Source organism: Aquamicrobium terrae, from assembly GCF_052978165.1.
The window spans coordinates 2,384,971-2,400,545 of record NZ_JBRKLZ010000001.1; the positions used below are offsets into that span (position 1 = coordinate 2,384,971).

Genomic DNA, 15,575 nt, shown 5'->3' on the forward strand with positions numbered 1-15,575 from the left:
GCCCCGCATAGTCGAAAAAATCGGTTCGAGTCTAGCCGTCCGGCGTCGGGCTGCCAATGGCGCTCAACAAAGCTGTTGCTATTTCTATATAGTTTATAGTTTAATATCGAGACAGTCGTTTTTGGGAGACCGACCTGTGACCCTCGAAGCCGGAGCGCGCCAGTTCGACGCCGTCCATTCGCAAGCGTTGGCGCAAGTCGACGCTGGACTCGACACGTCCGTGGCCGAGCTTGGCCGGATGCTCGCCGTCGACACGACGTTCCCGCCGGGCGAGGGCTATGATGGCTTCGCCGCGCTCATGGAGGAGATGCTCGCTCCCCTGGGATTCGAGACCCGCCGCGTCGTCGTTCCCGAAGATCTCTGGAGGGTCGAAGGCGGGCCGGCCTCGGGGGCGCGCGTCAATCTCGTGGCGGATATGGCCGGAGAGAAGCCAGTCTGCTCGCTCTATTTCCATGTCGATACGGTCTGCGCCGCGCGCGGCTGGAAGCGGAACCCCTTTCGCCTGACCGAAGAAGACGGTGTTCTCTACGGACTTGGCGCCGCCGACATGAAGGGGGCGATCGCCGCAGCCATTCATGCCGTGCGCTGCGCCAGGCAGGCCGGGCTGGAACTGGCCTATCGCCCGCGGTTCCTGTTGTGCACCGACGAAGAGGGCGGCCTTTACCCCGGCATCCGCTATCTTGCCGAGCAGGGCGAGATCGGCGGACATCTGCTGAATTTCAATGGCTCGGCCACGCCACGTATCTGGGGCGGCTGCTTCGGCAGTTTCAATCTCCAGGTCACAGTGGAAGGACATGCCGTCCACGCCGCCGACGGCAACCGGGCCGGACGCGGGGTCAACGCGATCGAGGCGGCGCTGCCGATGATGCAGGCGGTGCAGGATCTGCGCCCGGTGGTCTCGAAACGGATTTCCGCCCTGCCTGCCGCTCCCGGGGCGGCGCCCCTCGCGGCACAGATATCGATCACCGTCGCCAATGGCGGCACCTGCGGCGGCCAGGTGCCCGATCGTTTCGTCTTCCAGGTGTCGCGGCGTTATGCGCCGGAGGAGGATTTCGTCCAGGTGCGGGCGGAAATCGAGAACGCCATCAAGGCGGCTGCGCCATCAGGCGCCGGGCTGCGCTTCGACCTTGTCGGCCACCTGACCCCGACCGCCGATCCGGAGGGGCCGCATTATCCCCGCTGGATCAGGGCGGTACAGGAAGGGTTCGGCTATGCCCCCGGCGACTTCAGCAAGTGGGGCGCGGCAAGCGCCTCGGATTCCGGCTATGTTCAGCAGGCCGGTGTGGCGCAGGAAATCATCCTAGGCGGTCTGATCCGCCCTTCGTCCAACGCCCACGGGGCCGAGGAGCATACCACCAGGAACGATCTGGCCGCCCTGGCGAAAACCATCCTGACCTATCTGTCGGCGGGCTTCGAACCAGAGCTGAACCCGGATCTCTGAGCACAAACCTAGGGAGAAACCAACTTGAGCCTCAACCGACGTACTTTCCTGCTTTCGACGGCCGCCGTGATGGCGCTGAACGCTTATGCGCCCGATATCGCACTGGCGCAGGCTGCTCCTGAAAGGGGCGGTACCCTACGTGTCGCAATCGACCAGGCCGTGAGTGTCCTTCATCCGCTGCTGAGCCGGGTGAACCCCGAATATCTGGCTGCCGAACTGCTCTATTCCGGCCTTACCCGTCTGAGCGTGAGCATGCAGGCCGAGCCCGACCTGGCCACGGAATGGGATGCCAACGAGACGCTGACCGAATGGACCTTCAAGCTGCGCGACAATCTCAAGTTCCATGACGGCGCGGCCTGCACGTCGGCTGACGTGGTGGCCAGCTTCGAGGCGATCCTGAATCCGGATTTCGCGTCGCCTGCCCGCAACAATGTCGGCCCGATCGAGAAGATCGAGGCAGTGGATCCACTGACGGTGAAATTCATCCTGTCGACACCCTATGCCGACCTTCCCGTTGCGCTGGCCTACAACAACGCCCGCATCGTGCCTGCTTCGGTCATCGCCAATAATTTCGAGAGCCTGCGCCTCGAGGCGAATGGCACGGGCCCCTTCAAGCTGGTGTCCTATGAGCCCGACCGTCTGGTCGTCGTCGAGCGCAACCCCGATTATTACGATCCCGCCCGCCCGCATGTGGGCCGTGTCGAACTGCGCGTCTTCCCCGATCTCGGCGCGCAGGTGTCCTCGCTGATCGCCGGCGACATCGATCTCGTGGCGACGGTCGAGCCCAACGATTTCATGCGCCTTGAGGGAGAGGACGGCATTGATGCGTTGCGCGCGGCATCTGGCCAGTTCTGCAATGTGAACTTCGGGACGGATATCGCCCCGTTCAACGATGCGCGCGTGCGCCGTGCGCTGGCCCTGTGCATCGACCGCGACGCCATGGTCGATTTCATGACAGAGGGGTACGGCATCAAGGGCAACGACACGCCGCTCAATGAATCCTACGCCTTCTTCAAGGCCCTGCCGCAGCGCGAGGCCAATCTAGAAGAAGCCAAGCGCCTGCTGGCCGAGGCCGGCATGCCGGACGGCTTCGAGGCCGAACTGATCGCATCGGATCGCCCGGCGATCCGCACCCAGCTCGCCATCGCGCTGCGCGAAATGGCGAAGGAAATCGGGGTGACGATCAATGTCCGCACCATGCCCCATGCTACCTATCTGGACCAGGTATGGACCAAGGGTGCCTTCTACATCGGCTTCTACAACATGCAGCCGACGCCGGACGGTATCTTCAAGCTGCTGTTCACTTCGGATGCGGCGTGGAACGAGACGCGCTGGAACAACAAGCAGTTCGATGCCCTGATAGAGGAAGCCCGCGGCATTCTCGATGCGGACAAGCGCACCGAGATCTACACCAAGGCGCAGGAACTGATGTTCGAGGACGTGCCTTCGCTGATCCCCGCCTTCTTCGACGTGCTCGGCGCCAAGCGCGCATGGATGCATGACTATGCCATCCATCCCCGTGCCTCGGTCTTCCGCCTCGACTTTGCATGGCTGGATGCGAACTCGCCGACCCGGGCCTCCTGAACCTGCCGCCGCCCGGCCCTGCGGGGCCGGGCTCGCTGACGGGACAACCAACGGAACACTGCATTGTCCGCGAGTTACATTCTCAAGCGCGTCGCGCTAATCTTCTATACCTTGCTGGTGGTTTCGCTGCTGGTCTTCGGGATCACCCAGGTGCTCCCGGCCGACGCTGCGGTGATGATGCTGGGCGAAAACGCCACCGCCGACGCGCTCGAGGCGTTGCGCAACAGCATGGGCCTCAACGACCCGGTCTGGCTGCAATATCTGCGCTGGATCGGCGGCGTCCTCCAGGGCGACTTCGGAACCTCCCTGCGCACCGGCCAGCAGGTCGGGCCGGCGCTGTTCTCCGCCCTGGGGACGTCGCTCACGCTGGCTGTGTTCTCGCTGGCCTTCATGTTGGTGCTGGCCTTGCCGGCCGGCATCCTTGCCGCGATCCGGCGCGGAAAGCTGACCGATCTTTTGGTCAGCTTCCTGTCCTATATCGGCGTCGCGCTGCCGGAATTCGTGACGGCGACGCTGGCGGTCCTGTTCATCGCCGACTGGTGGGGCATCCTGCCGCCTGCGGGCTACGTCCCCTTGAGCCAGGATCTGGCCGGAGGCCTGCGCCACCTCGTCCTCCCGGTCGCCGTCGTCTCGATCATCATGATCGCCCACGTCTCGCGGATGGTGCGCTCGGAGCTCGTGGATGTCCTGCACACCGACTATATCCGCGCCGCCCATCTCAAGGGCCTCAGCCGCTCGCGTATCCTGTTTCGCCACGGCCTGCGCAATGCGCTGCTGCCGACGATCACCATCGTCGCGCTCGACGTGGGCTACCTGCTGGGCGGGGTCATCGTGGTCGAGGAGATATTTTCCATACCCGGCATCGGCCGTGCGCTGATGGCGGCGATCCAGGCGCGCGACCTGCCCGTCATCCAGGCCGGCGTGCTGATCATGGCGGCCACCTACTGCATCGTGAACTTCGCCGCCGACCTCATGTATGCGTGGCTCGATAAGAGGATCCAGTATGACTGATTTCCTTCGACGCCTGCTGATGACGCCGCAAGGACTGCTCGGCTCGATCATCGTCGTGCTCGTCCTCTTCGCCGCGGTGACCGGCGGCTGGTTCGCACCGCATGACCCGGACGCCATGGCCGCGCTTGCCCGCTATAAGCCGCCGGGCGGGGAGTATCTGCTGGGAACCGACCAGTATGGCCGTGATATTCTGAGCCGCATTCTTTCGGGTGCCCGCTCTACCGTCACGATGGCGCTGCTGGCGACCGTGCTCGGCACGCTGCTGGGAGCCGTGGTCGGCACCGCCTCGGCCTATCTGGGCGGGCGCTGGGATGAGTTCATCATGCGCACGATCGATGCCGTGATGGCGATCCCCTCACTGCTGCTGGCGCTGCTGGTGGTTTCGCTTCTTGGCGCCGGCGGGGCGAATGCGCTTCTGGCGGTCGCGGTCGCCTTCATGCCGGGCATGGCCCGCATCACCCGTGCCGTCGCGCTCACCGTGCGCAAGCAGGATTATGTCTCGGCCGCCATCGCGCGCGGCGAGGGCAGCGGCTACATCGTGCTGCGCGAAATGCTGCCCAATGTCGTCGCCCCCATCGTAGTCGAACTGACCATCCGGGTTTCCTTCGCCGTGATGCTGTTCGCGACGCTGAGCTTCCTCGGCCTCGGCGCGCAGCCGCCGGCCGCCGACTGGGGTCTGATGGTGTCGGAAGCCCGGCAATATCTGCATCGAAGCCCGTGGATCCTGATCTGGCCGAGCGCGATCATCGCCGTCACCGCCATCGGCTTCAATCTGCTTGGCGACGGGCTGCGCGACGCGCTCAACCCACGGACCTGAGAGACGAGCATGACCGAAAACCAGACACCCGTTCTTTCCGTCTGCGACTATTCGCTCGACTATCGCGTCGGCTCCGAGCGCCTGAGCGTGCTCAAGAACATCAACCTGACCATCGGGCGCGGCGAGATTCTCGGCCTCGTCGGCGAATCCGGTTCCGGCAAGAGTTCGATGGCCTCGGCGATCATGCGCTATCTGGCGCCGAACGCGGTCGAGAACGCCGGAACGATCCATCTCGGTTCCACCGACCTGCGTTCGCAATCCGCGCGCCAGCTTGCCGATCTGCGCGGCCGCCGTATCAGCATGGTCTTTCAGGACCCTTCGACCTCGCTGAATCCGACGCTGAAGCTCGGCGAGCAGCTTACCGAGGTGCTGATCCGCCATCAGGGGCTGAGCCGTGCGCAGGCCTGGAAGGCCGGCGAGGAAAGGCTGGCCCATGTCGGCCTGAAGTTCCCGGTGGAGATGATGCATCGCCTGCCGCACGAGGTTTCGGGCGGCGAAAAGCAGCGCGTCGTCATCGCCACGGCCTTCGCCTGCAACCCTGAACTCATCATCTTCGACGAGCCGACGACTGCGCTGGACGTCATCACCTCTCGTCAGATCCTCGACCTCTTCGCCCAGCTTCAGGCCGAAACCGGCGTGGCCTCGCTCTATATTTCGCACGATCTGGCCATCGTGGCACGCACCGCCGGCCGCGTGGCGGTGCTGCAGAAGGGGGAGATTGTCGAGGAAGGCGAAACCGAACCTCTCTTCCGCGCACCCAAGCACCCCTATACGCGCGCGCTGATCGGCGCTGTGCCGAGGCCTGACCGGCGGCTGCTGAAGGGCGATCCGCCGCAGGCCGAACCGTTGGTCAGGGTCCGCGACGTCAGCGTGAACTATGGCCGCAGATCGCTGCTCGACAGCCTGCTTCGCCGCGATTTCACGCCCGTGATCGGCAACCGTGCCGTAACGCTCGACATCAAGCCCGGCGAGGTGCTCGGCATCGTCGGCGAATCCGGCTCCGGCAAGTCGACGCTTGCCAAGGCGATGACCGGTCTCAACCGCTTCGACGGCTTGATCGAATTCGACGGCAGGCCCATACGCGGGCTTGGCGACATGGATCGCGCCTATCGCCGCGAAGTCCAGATCATTTTCCAGCATCCCGACGCCTCGCTCAATCCGCGCCAGCGCATCTCGGAAATTCTCGTGCGGCCGCTCAAGCTTTATGGAGGCCGGGAAGGGGTGCCGGTGCAGCGCCAGATCGAGGAGATGCTGGACCGCGTGCGGCTGCCGGCAAGCTACATCGATCGTTTCCCCCACCAGCTTTCGGGCGGCGAGAAACAACGCGTCGCGATTGCCCGCGCATTCCTTTCGAGCCCGCGGCTGGTGATCTGCGACGAGATCACCTCGGCCCTGGACGTCTCGGTGCAGGCATCGGTGATCGAGCTGTTGATGGATCTCCACCAGCAGACCGGCGTCGCCTACATCTTCATCACCCATGACATCAATCTGGTCCGGCAGATCGCCCACCGTATCGCGGTCATGTATCGCGGCGATCTGGTCGAGGTGGTGCCGACGCAGGCGATCACCTCTTCCGACAGGGCACCCTACACCCGCGAACTGGTGGCTGCCGTGACCCCTCCCGCTTCACTGACCCTGACCGCATGAGATCAAGGGGCCATGCGCCCCGCTTCCAGGAGACTGACATGGACCGAAAGGCGCTGCTTGCACGCGTGGATGAGAAGGCTTGCCTCGACATTGTGTCGATGATGGTGCGCCACAAAACCTATTCGGAGACCGAGGGCGAGGGTGTCCTCGTGCGCCGCATGGTCGAGGAGATGAAGGCGATCGGCATCGATGCCGAGCTTCGTCCCTTCGGCGACAAGGGTCGCGCCAACGCGGTCGGGACGTTCAAGGGGACCGGCGGCGGCAACAGCCTGATCTTCAACGGCCATCTCGACACCAATCCGGTGACCGAGGGCTGGACCGTGGATCCCTGGGGCGGACTCGTCGACGACAAGTTCATCTACGGCATCGGCGTCTCCAACATGAAGGCTTCCGACGCGGCCTATTTCTGCGCCGTCAAGACGCTCAAGGAAGCCGGCGTCAAGCTCAAGGGCGACGTCATCCTGACCTTCGTCGTTGGCGAATTGCAGGGCGGTGTCGGCACCGAGGCCCTGCTGCAGGAAGGCTTGAAAGCCGATTATTTCGTCAATTGCGAGCCGAGCGACCTGGCGGCCGTGACCATGCATGCGGCGGCGCTCACCTTCTCCATCGAGTTGACGGGCGACACCCGCCACCTGTCGAAGAAGGAGGAGGCCGTCGATGCGATCGGCGCCGCCTGCGTGCTCATTCCGCGGCTGAACGCCATGACCTTCTCGGGGGCTCTGAGCCCCGACCACGCCAATGTCAACCGCTGCCATGTCGGCGTCGTCCATGGCGCCCTCGGCCGTGACCTGGAAGAGTGGCGTCCGCCGCAAGTCGCGGATTTCGTGCGCCTGAAGGGGTCGGCCCGCTACGCGCCGGGCCAGACGCGCGAAGGCGTGCTGGCCGACATGCGCAAGGAACTCGATGCGCTCGAAGCCGCCTTCCCCGGCCTCAAGGCGGAACTGTCGACAGTAGACAGGAACGGCATCTCGCTGATGCCGCCCTTTGAAGTCAGCCGCGAAAGCAGGATCGTCAAGGCGATCAACACGGCCTACAGGGAGGTTCGCGGCGAAGCCCAGCCGACCGGGGCCATCATGCCGACACGCTTCTACGGCTCGGACGCAGGCCATCTCTACGAACTGGGCGGCATGGAAGGCATCGTGTGCGGTTGCGGCGGCCGCTACAACACCATGCCCGACGAGCGCGTCGATATCGTCGACTACATCGACATGATCAAGGTGTACATGCTCACCATCCTCGAGATCTGCGGCGTGGACGACAATGCCTGACGCCATTCCCGGCGAATATGCTTGGCGGGTGGATCGCGCCCGCGCCTTGATGGCGCAGGAAGGCTGCGACCTGATGATTCTCGACAGTGGCGAAAGCCTCGCCTGGCTGTCGGGCTATACGGTGTCGGAGACCATGTACCGCGCCATCTTCCTGCCGCGCGACGGGGCCCCCTGGTTCGTCCTGCGCGCGCTGGACGAGGCGCCCTGCCGCGAGGGCGGCTGGATCGCCGACGTGGTGGGCTTCACCGACACCGCAAGGCCCGAGCGTGTTATGGCGGAAGAACTGGAGAGGCGTGGCTTCGGGGCCGCGCGCATAGGCTTGGATTTCAACTCGACAAGCTGGAACCCGGCCCGCGAACGGGAGTTCGCGGCCGCCCTGCCGAAGCTCCGTTTCGTGAACCTCATGGGCGCGACGGAATCCCTGCGCTGGGTGAAATCCGATCACGAGGTCGGCCTTATCGCCAAGGCTGCGGCCATAGCCGACAGCGCCATGGCCAAGGTGGCGGCTGCGGCGGTCGGTCCGGGTTTCACGACCGGGGAAGCTGCCGCCATCGCGGCTGCGGCCTTCCTGCGTGAAGGCGCCGATACCGGTGAAGCCGGGCCTGTCGTACGCGCGAGCGGCAGCCATGAATTCCTGCACGGCCTTTACCGCTCGGACGAGCTTCTTGCGGGCGATATCCTGCATGTCGAACTGATCCCCCGGGTCGCACATTACGGAGCCCGGATGATGCGCCCGATCCTGATCGGACAGCCTTCGGACCGCCAGCGGGAGGTCGCGCGGGAATTGATCCGGCTCCAGGATGCGCAGATCGCCGCGATGAAGCCCGGCGTTCCGGCTTCCGACGTCGACAGGATCGTGCGGCAGGGCGTGCTCGATGCCGGCCTCCGCGCCGAATACACCAATGTCAGCGCCTATACGCTGGGCCTCTACATCCGCACGCCGAGGAGCAGTGATTTCTCGCGTGTCTTCCTGCCCGACCAGCACTGGCCGCTGGAGGAAAACATGGTGTTCCACGTCTATACGACAGCCGAGGGGCTGGGCTTCTCGGAGACCGTAGTGGTCACCCGCGAGGGCGGGCGGCGCCTGACCAGGACGCCTCGCCGCCTGCTGGTTGCTGGGGAATAGCCTGCCAGCCGCTGAACGCCTTCAACCGCGGTCGCGCAGGAAGGCGCCGAGGATGGAGCGTTCGGATTTCAGCAGATAGGCGTCGAGCGCGGTGCTGGCGGCGGCTATGTCTCCCGCCTCCAGCAAGGCGACCAGTTCGGCGTTCAGCCGGATGTAGGGTTCGTGCAGGAAGGCCGAATCCTCCATCTGGCGAAACACCAGCCGCAATTCGGCAAGCAGGCGGGCGAAATAGGCGGAGAGCCGTGTGCTGTCGCACAGCCCGACCATGGCGCCATGGAAGGCCATGTTCTCGGTGCCCACCAATTGCCAGTCGCCTTGTTCGCGGGCCGCTTGCGCCCGCGCGACGCAGCCGCGCATCTGCGCCAGGGCCGGATGTCCGGGCGCCGAGGCCTGGACGGCGCCGCCCTGGATCACCCGCCGCACACGGTAGATATCGAGGATCGCCGCCTCGTCCGGGGACACGACGAAGACGCCGCGGTTGGGCACGTGTTCGAGCAGTCCCTCGCTCGTCACCAGGCGGAAAACCTCGCGCAGCGTGTTGCGGGAGATGTCGAAGCGCGTCGCGATCTGGTGCTCGGAAAGCTTCTCGCCGGGAGCGAAATCGCCGGCGATCAGCAGGTCGCGCATCTGCGTGGCCACCCGCATGGCCAGCGAGCGCTCCGAAGGGGCATCCCTGTTCAGGTCGGTGTCCATCTTTCTCCTCGTGCCGGCCCCTTTTCATGCAGCCTGTCGGGGTCAAAATCCAGTGTCATGCACCTCATTTAATATTGTTGAACAATCTATATTATGGTACTCAACAATACAGGGTGCTGACGAGGAGCGGCGAGAACATGGCGCATATCGACCTGAACAGCGATCTGGGCGAGAGCTTCGGCCCGTGGCGGATGGGCGACGACGCGGCGATGCTCGACATCGTCACCAGCGCCAACATCGCTTGCGGCTTCCATGCCGGCGACCCGGCCGGAATATTGGCCACCTTGCGCGCGGCCGCTGCGCGCGGTGTGAGCATCGGCGCGCATGTCGGCTACCGTGACCTCGTCGGCTTCGGCCGCCGCAACATGAACCCCTCCAGCGCTGAACTGGTCGGCGACACCATCTACCAGATCGGCGCGCTTCAGGCGCTGGCGCATGTGGCAGGCACGAAAGTGCGCTACGTGAAGCCGCATGGCGCGCTCTACAACACCATCGCCCATGACGCCCGGCAGGGCGCCGACGTGATCGAGGCCATCCGGGCCGTCGATCCCGGGCTGGTCGTGCTGGCGCTGGCCGGCGCGCCGTTCGTGGAACAGGCCCGCTCCGCAGGGCTGGCCGTGGTCTGCGAGGCCTTCGCCGACCGGGCCTACAATGCCGATGGGAGCCTGGTGGACCGCCGGCTGCCGGGCGCCGTTGTGCATGATCCGGCCGAGGTCGCGGCAAGGATGCTGAAGCTGGTGACGGACGGAACGATCGTTGCCGTGGACGGAAGCGAAATCGCCCTCGATGCGCAGTCGATCTGCATCCACGGCGATACGCCGGCCTCGGTCGAGATCGCCCGGGTGCTGCGCGCGCAGCTCGCTTCCCAGGGCGTGTCGCTGGTGCCGTTCGCAACTTCCCATGGTTGAGCGCCTGCGCATCCTGCCTTCGGGCAGCGACAGCATCCTGATCGAACTGCGCGGCCTCGAACCGACGCTGAGACTGCTCGATCATCTGCGCGCCCTCGAGCCGGAGGGTATCGTCGAGATCATTCCGGCGGCACGGACGTTGATGCTGCGCTTCGATCCGGCGGTGACCGACAGGAAGCGGCTGACCGCGCTTCTGGCGCGGACGAAGCTTCCCGCGCGGAGCGAACGGGCCGCCGAAAGCTTCGACATCCCCGTGCGATATGATGGCGAGGACCTGGGCGCGGTTGCCGAACATCTCGGCTGGAGCGTCGAGGAACTGATCCGCCGCCACAGCGAGGCGGATTACACGGTGGCCTTTGCCGGTTTCGCGCCGGGTTTCGCCTATCTGACGAGCGACGACCCGGACTTCGAGGTGCCGCGCCGCAAGAGCCCGCGGCTCCGCATTCCGGCAGGCTCTGTCGCCGTCGCCGGCAGGTTCAGCGGCGTCTATCCCGGCGACAGCCCCGGCGGGTGGCAGCTTCTGGGCATGACGTCGGTGAAGATGTGGGACACCTCGCGCCCCCGCGCGGCCCTGCTGGTGCCGGGCGACCGCGTCCGCTTCCGTAACGTGACCAAGGGGCCGGGGCTGGTTATTCCGGCACCGGCGCCGAAATCCGAACCCGTACGGCCACGCGAGGGCCTGTCGGTCACCCGTGCCGACCGGCCGGCGCTGTTCCAGGATATGGGCCGGCCCGGCTATGCGGATCAGGGGGTCGGCGAGGCGGGGCCGATGGATCGCGGGGCGGCGTTGGCGGTCAATCGCTGCCTCGGCAATCCGCGCGGCGCGGCTGTCGTGGAGGTTCTGTTCGGCGGCTTTGCCTTGCGGGCCGACAGGCCGGTCACGCTTGCCGTCACCGGCGCGCCGTGTCCCTTGACCATCCGCGCTAATGGCGGCTCCGAGACGCATGCTCCCTTTGCCCGGCCTTTCGCGCTCGATGCCGGTGACCGGCTCGAACTGGGCACGCCGGAGCGGGGCATGTACAGCTACCTGGGCCTGCGCGGCAGTTTCGATGCGCCGCTGACCCTCGGTTCCGCCGCCACGGATACGCTTTCGCACATCGGCCCCGCGCCTTTGCAGGCGGGTGACCGTCTGCCGCTGGCCAACCGTCCGGCGCGCGCCGTCGATCCCGATCCGCCTCTTCCTGTGCCCCTGCCTCGTGTCGGCGACGTGGTGACGGTGGATGTCGTGCCCGGCCCCCGGGCCGACTGGTTCACCGAGGCCGGGCTGGCCGCCCTGGCCACGCAGGATTGGCTGGTCACGCCCGAATCCAGCCGCATCGGCATACGCCTGTCCGCCGAGACCCCGATCCAGCGCCGCGACCAGGGCGAACTTGCCTCGGAAGCCACGGCCAAGGGCGCGATCCAGGTGCCGCACAGCGGCCAGCCGGTGCTGTTCCTGGCCGATCATCCGCTCACCGGCGGCTACCCCGTCATCGCCGTGGTTGCACGCCATCATCTCGACCTTGCCGCGCAGGTGCCGGTCGGTGCGCGCATCCGTTTCAATCCCGTCGCTGCCTTCGATCCGCAGGAGATCAAGGTCGCCGCCGCCGAAGGGAAGGCCTGAGCCGATGAAGAAACTCCTGATCGCCAATCGCGGCGAAATCGCCATCCGCATCATGCGCGCGGCGAAGGACTACGGCGTGGCGACAGTGGCCGTCTATTCCGATGCGGACGCCGCTTCACTCCATGCCGGGCTTGCCGACGAAGCCTATGGCCTCGGGCCCGGCCGGCCGGCCGCGACCTATCTGGACATCGAAAAGCTCCTCGATGTCGCCCGCCGTTCGGGAGCCGACGCCGTCCATCCCGGCTACGGCTTCCTGTCGGAGCGGGCGGAGTTCGCGCAGGCGGTTGTCGACGCGGGGCTGAGCTGGGTCGGGCCGCGCCCGCAGGTCATCACCATGCTGGGCGACAAGGTCGAGGCCCGCCGCATCGCCGAAAAGGTCGGCGCGCCGCTGGTCAAGGGCTCGGACGGGCCGCTGGAGTCGGCGGCGGAGGCCATGGCCTTCGCCCGCGAGGTGGGTCTGCCGGTGGCGATCAAGGCCGCTTTCGGAGGCGGAGGGCGCGGCCTGAAGGTCGCGCACCGCCTTGAGGAGGTGGGCGAGCTGTTCGAATCGGCCGTGCGCGAGGCGACCGAGGCTTTCGGCCGGGGCGAATGCTATGTCGAGCAGTTCCTGCAAAAGCCGCGCCATATCGAGGCGCAGATCATCGCCGACACCCACGGCAACATCGTCGTTCTGGGCACGCGCGACTGTTCGCTCCAGCGGCGTAACCAGAAGCTGGTCGAGGAGGCGCCCGCGCCCTTCCTCACCGGGGACCAGCGCCAGCGCATCCACGACGCCGCCCGGGCGATCTGCGCCGGCGCGGGATACACCAGCGCCGGCACGGTGGAGTTCCTGCTGTCGCAGGACGGGGTGATCTCCTTCCTCGAGGTCAACACCCGGCTTCAGGTCGAGCATCCCGTCACCGAGGAAACCACCGGCGTCGACATCGTGGTCGAGCAATTGCGCATCGCCGACGGCCTGCCCCTGTCGGTGGGCGAGACGCCGGCGCCGCGCGGTCATGCCTTCGAATTCCGCATCAACGCGGAAGACCCGGGCCGCGGCTTCCTGCCGACGCCGGGCCGCGTCACCCGCTTCCGGCCGCCGTCCGGGCCGGGGGTGCGCCTCGACAGCGGCGTCGAGGCAGGCTCCGAAATTCCCGCCATCTACGACAGCTTGATGGCCAAGCTCATCGTGTCCGGGCCGACGCGCGAACAGGCCCTTGTCCGCGCCCGGCGCGCCCTGGCCGAGTTCCGCATCGAAGGCGTGGCCTCGGTCCTGCCGTTCCACCGCGCCGTGGCGGAGCATCCGGCCTTTACCGCGCCGGATGGTTTTGGCGTGTTCACCAACTGGATCGAAACCGAGTTCGGCGAACTGCCGGCGGAAGCGCGGGTTGAACCGGTGGAGAGCGGCCTTGTCCGAAGCTTTGTCGAGATCGACGGCAAGCGATACCGCCTGGGCCTTCCCTCCGCGCTGCTGGCAAGCGTGAATGTGCCCGAAGCAGCGCCGGCGGCCCAGCCCCGCGCAAGGGCGGGCGCAATCACCGCCCCGGTCCCCGGCACGCTTCAGAAGTGGCTGGTCGCCGATGGCGACGAGGTCGCGGAGGGCGACGTGGTAGCCGTCCTCGAAGCGATGAAGATGGAAACCCGCATCAGCGCCCCGAAATCCGGCCGGATATCCTTGCAGGCGCAGCCCGGCGCCCTGGTCGAACTCGGGGCGGAACTGGCCGTCGTCGGGTAAGGTTCTAGAGCAATTCCGGTTCAGGTGGACTCGCCCCTCATCCCCCTGCCGGGACCTTCTCCCCGCAGGCGGGGAGAAGGAAGCCGTTTGCAACGCTGGTGACCCCCTCTCCCTGCTTGCGGGGGAGAGGGTAAGGGTGAGGGGCAGCTTCAAGGGTAAGGCGCCGTTTCCGGCAAAACCTGAAATGCTCTAGCCGCGCGGGCGCATGAGCTGGTCGATACGCCTGGCCGTGCGCGCCACGCCTTCCACGATGCGGTTGCTGGGGATCGATGAATAGCCCATGCGGAAGAAGCGGCACGGGCCGTCGAGATCGGGGAAGAAGGGCGAGCCGGTTTCGATCAGCACGCCGTCCTGCCGCAATTCGCTCATCAGCCGGTCGGCATCCATCCCCTCCGGCCCCCTGATCCAGAAGGCGGTGCCGCCGAAATCGGAGGCGCCGGCGATGTCGAAGCCCTCATGCGCCAGCGCGGCCGCCATCACCTCATGGCGCTTCTGGTATTCGATGCGCATGCGGCGGATGACCGCGTCGTAATGGCCGAGCGCCAGGAAATAGGACACCGTGCGCTGCAGATGGCCCGGCGGATGCCGCAGCATCAGGGCGCGCAGCGCGCGCGCCTCGCGGATCACCGGGGCAGGGGCGGCGAGATAGCCGAGCCTCAGGCCCGGGAACAGCGATTTGGAGAAGCTGCCCACATAGAGCACGCGCCCGTTGCGGTCGAGCGACTTCAGGGCGGGGGAGGGCGGCTTCAGGAAGCTCATTTCGAACTCGTAGTCGTCTTCCACGATGATGAAGTCGCGCCGCTCCGCCTCGGCCAGGAGGTCGAGCCGGCGCTGCATGGGCATGGTGGCGGCGGTGGGCGCGTGGTGGCTCGGCGTCACGAACACCACGTCGGTCTTTCCCGGCAGCCGGTTCGGCGGTAACCCGCCCTCGTCGACCTCGACGGCGGTGACCTGCGCGCCGCTCAGTTGCAGCGCGGCGCTGAGATCGGGGTGGCAGGGGTTCTCGCACACGGCGCTCGAACCCTGCTTGAGCATGAGCTGGATGATCAGCCATAGCGCGTTCTGCGCCCCCACGGTGACCAGTATCTCGTCGGGAGAGGCCTTGATGCCGCGGCTGGGCAGCGAGCGGGTGCAGATGTAGTTGACGAGCTGGATGTCGTCGGCGGCGGCGAAGTCGCCGGCCATCAGCTCGAAATCCTCGCGTGACAGCGCGCGCCGCGCGCAGTCGCGCCAGGCGGAAAGATCGAACAGCGTCGGGTCCATCTGGCCGTAGAGGAAGGGGAACGGGAAGCGGCTCCAGTCCAGCGGCTTGCGGATCGACTTGGCGATCGAGAAGCTGGCCTTGATCTTGTTTTGCCAGTTCACCTCGCTCCTGTCGTCCCGGTGCTCGCGGGCTGCGAAGTCCGTCTGCGGCGTGGTACCGGCGACGAGATAGGCGCTGCGCCCTTTGGCCTCCAGATAGCCCTGGGAGGCCAGTTCCTGATAGGCCAGCGTCACCGTGATGCGCGAGATGTTGAGGTAGTCGGCCAGCTTGCGCGTCGAAGGCAGCCGCGCGCCCGGCACCAGGCGGCCCGCCAGTATGGCCGACACCAGCGTCTCGCGAATCTGGCTTTGCAGGCCGGCGCGGTTCGCCCGGTCGACGAAAAAAATGGCCTCGGAAACGATTTGCTGGCTCACACATCATGCCTTTGCGTAACTGGACTCATTGAAGTTCCAGATTGGATATAAGGCAAGTCGCATTCCTCCCTTAGCGTCAGCTAATC

Annotated in this window: 12 protein-coding genes; 10 read left to right on the top strand and 2 right to left on the bottom strand. The window is 66.1% G+C overall.

Features of this window, described 5'->3' with window-relative positions; all coding sequences use genetic code 11:
• Nucleotides 1-136: 136 nt before the first annotated feature.
• From ACVCNR_RS11860 to ACVCNR_RS11890, 7 genes are all read left to right on the top strand, one after another.
• Nucleotides 137-1,441, top strand: a complete 1,305-nt coding sequence (locus tag ACVCNR_RS11860) for a M20 family metallopeptidase (RefSeq protein ID WP_447074949.1) — start codon at nt 137-139, stop codon at nt 1,439-1,441.
• Nucleotides 1,442-1,510: 69 nt separating this feature from the next.
• Complete coding sequence (locus ACVCNR_RS11865) at nt 1,511-3,025, top strand: ABC transporter substrate-binding protein (RefSeq protein ID WP_447075685.1); 1,515 nt, start codon at nt 1,511-1,513, stop codon at nt 3,023-3,025.
• A 63-nt stretch (nt 3,026-3,088) separates the two neighbouring features.
• Nucleotides 3,089-4,036: an ABC transporter permease gene (locus tag ACVCNR_RS11870; protein ID WP_447074950.1), complete on the top strand. Its 948-nt coding sequence runs from the start codon at nt 3,089-3,091 to the stop codon at nt 4,034-4,036.
• A complete protein-coding gene (locus tag ACVCNR_RS11875; RefSeq protein WP_354194729.1) occupies nt 4,029-4,853 on the top strand; it encodes an ABC transporter permease in 825 nt (274 codons plus the stop codon). Before ACVCNR_RS11870 ends, ACVCNR_RS11875 begins: the two co-directional genes overlap by 8 nt.
• 9 nt (nt 4,854-4,862) lie before the next feature.
• Nucleotides 4,863-6,500: a dipeptide ABC transporter ATP-binding protein gene (locus ACVCNR_RS11880; protein ID WP_354194731.1), complete on the top strand. Its 1,638-nt coding sequence runs from the start codon at nt 4,863-4,865 to the stop codon at nt 6,498-6,500.
• 38 nt (nt 6,501-6,538) lie between these two features.
• Entirely contained in the window at nt 6,539-7,768 is a 1,230-nt protein-coding gene (locus ACVCNR_RS11885) for a M20 family metallopeptidase (RefSeq protein WP_447074952.1), read from the top strand.
• Nucleotides 7,761-8,894 carry a M24 family metallopeptidase gene (locus ACVCNR_RS11890; protein ID WP_354194735.1) on the top strand — a complete coding sequence of 378 codons (1,134 nt, stop codon included), beginning with the start codon at nt 7,761-7,763 and terminating at the stop codon, nt 8,892-8,894. The genes ACVCNR_RS11885 and ACVCNR_RS11890 overlap by 8 nt, the downstream gene beginning before the upstream one ends.
• 21 nt (nt 8,895-8,915) lie before the next feature.
• Here the strand turns inward: ACVCNR_RS11890 and ACVCNR_RS11895 are convergent, their stop codons facing one another.
• Nucleotides 8,916-9,587, bottom strand: coding sequence for a GntR family transcriptional regulator (locus tag ACVCNR_RS11895; RefSeq protein ID WP_354194737.1), 672 nt, complete (start codon nt 9,585-9,587; stop codon nt 8,916-8,918).
• Nucleotides 9,588-9,724: 137 nt separating this feature from the next.
• Between ACVCNR_RS11895 and ACVCNR_RS11900 the strand changes: the two genes are divergently transcribed.
• The 3 genes from ACVCNR_RS11900 to ACVCNR_RS11910 are packed head-to-tail and all read left to right on the top strand — an operon-like array spanning nt 9,725 to nt 13,812.
• Entirely contained in the window at nt 9,725-10,495 is a 771-nt protein-coding gene (locus ACVCNR_RS11900; RefSeq protein WP_447074954.1) for a LamB/YcsF family protein, read from the top strand.
• On the top strand, nt 10,488-12,098 hold the full coding sequence (locus ACVCNR_RS11905; RefSeq protein ID WP_354194741.1) for a 5-oxoprolinase subunit B/C family protein: 1,611 nt from the start codon (nt 10,488-10,490) through the stop codon (nt 12,096-12,098). The genes ACVCNR_RS11900 and ACVCNR_RS11905 overlap by 8 nt, the downstream gene beginning before the upstream one ends.
• Before the next feature lie 4 nt (nt 12,099-12,102).
• A complete protein-coding gene (locus ACVCNR_RS11910) occupies nt 12,103-13,812 on the top strand; it encodes an acetyl/propionyl/methylcrotonyl-CoA carboxylase subunit alpha (protein WP_354194743.1) in 1,710 nt (569 codons plus the stop codon).
• Between the two features lie 189 nt (nt 13,813-14,001).
• Here ACVCNR_RS11910 and pdxR read toward each other — a convergent pair whose 3' ends face one another.
• The gene (gene pdxR / locus ACVCNR_RS11915) at nt 14,002-15,489 is read right to left on the bottom strand and encodes a MocR-like pyridoxine biosynthesis transcription factor PdxR (protein WP_354194745.1); all 1,488 of its coding nucleotides are present in this window, start codon (nt 15,487-15,489) and stop codon (nt 14,002-14,004) included.
• Nucleotides 15,490-15,575: the final 86 nt, after the last annotated feature.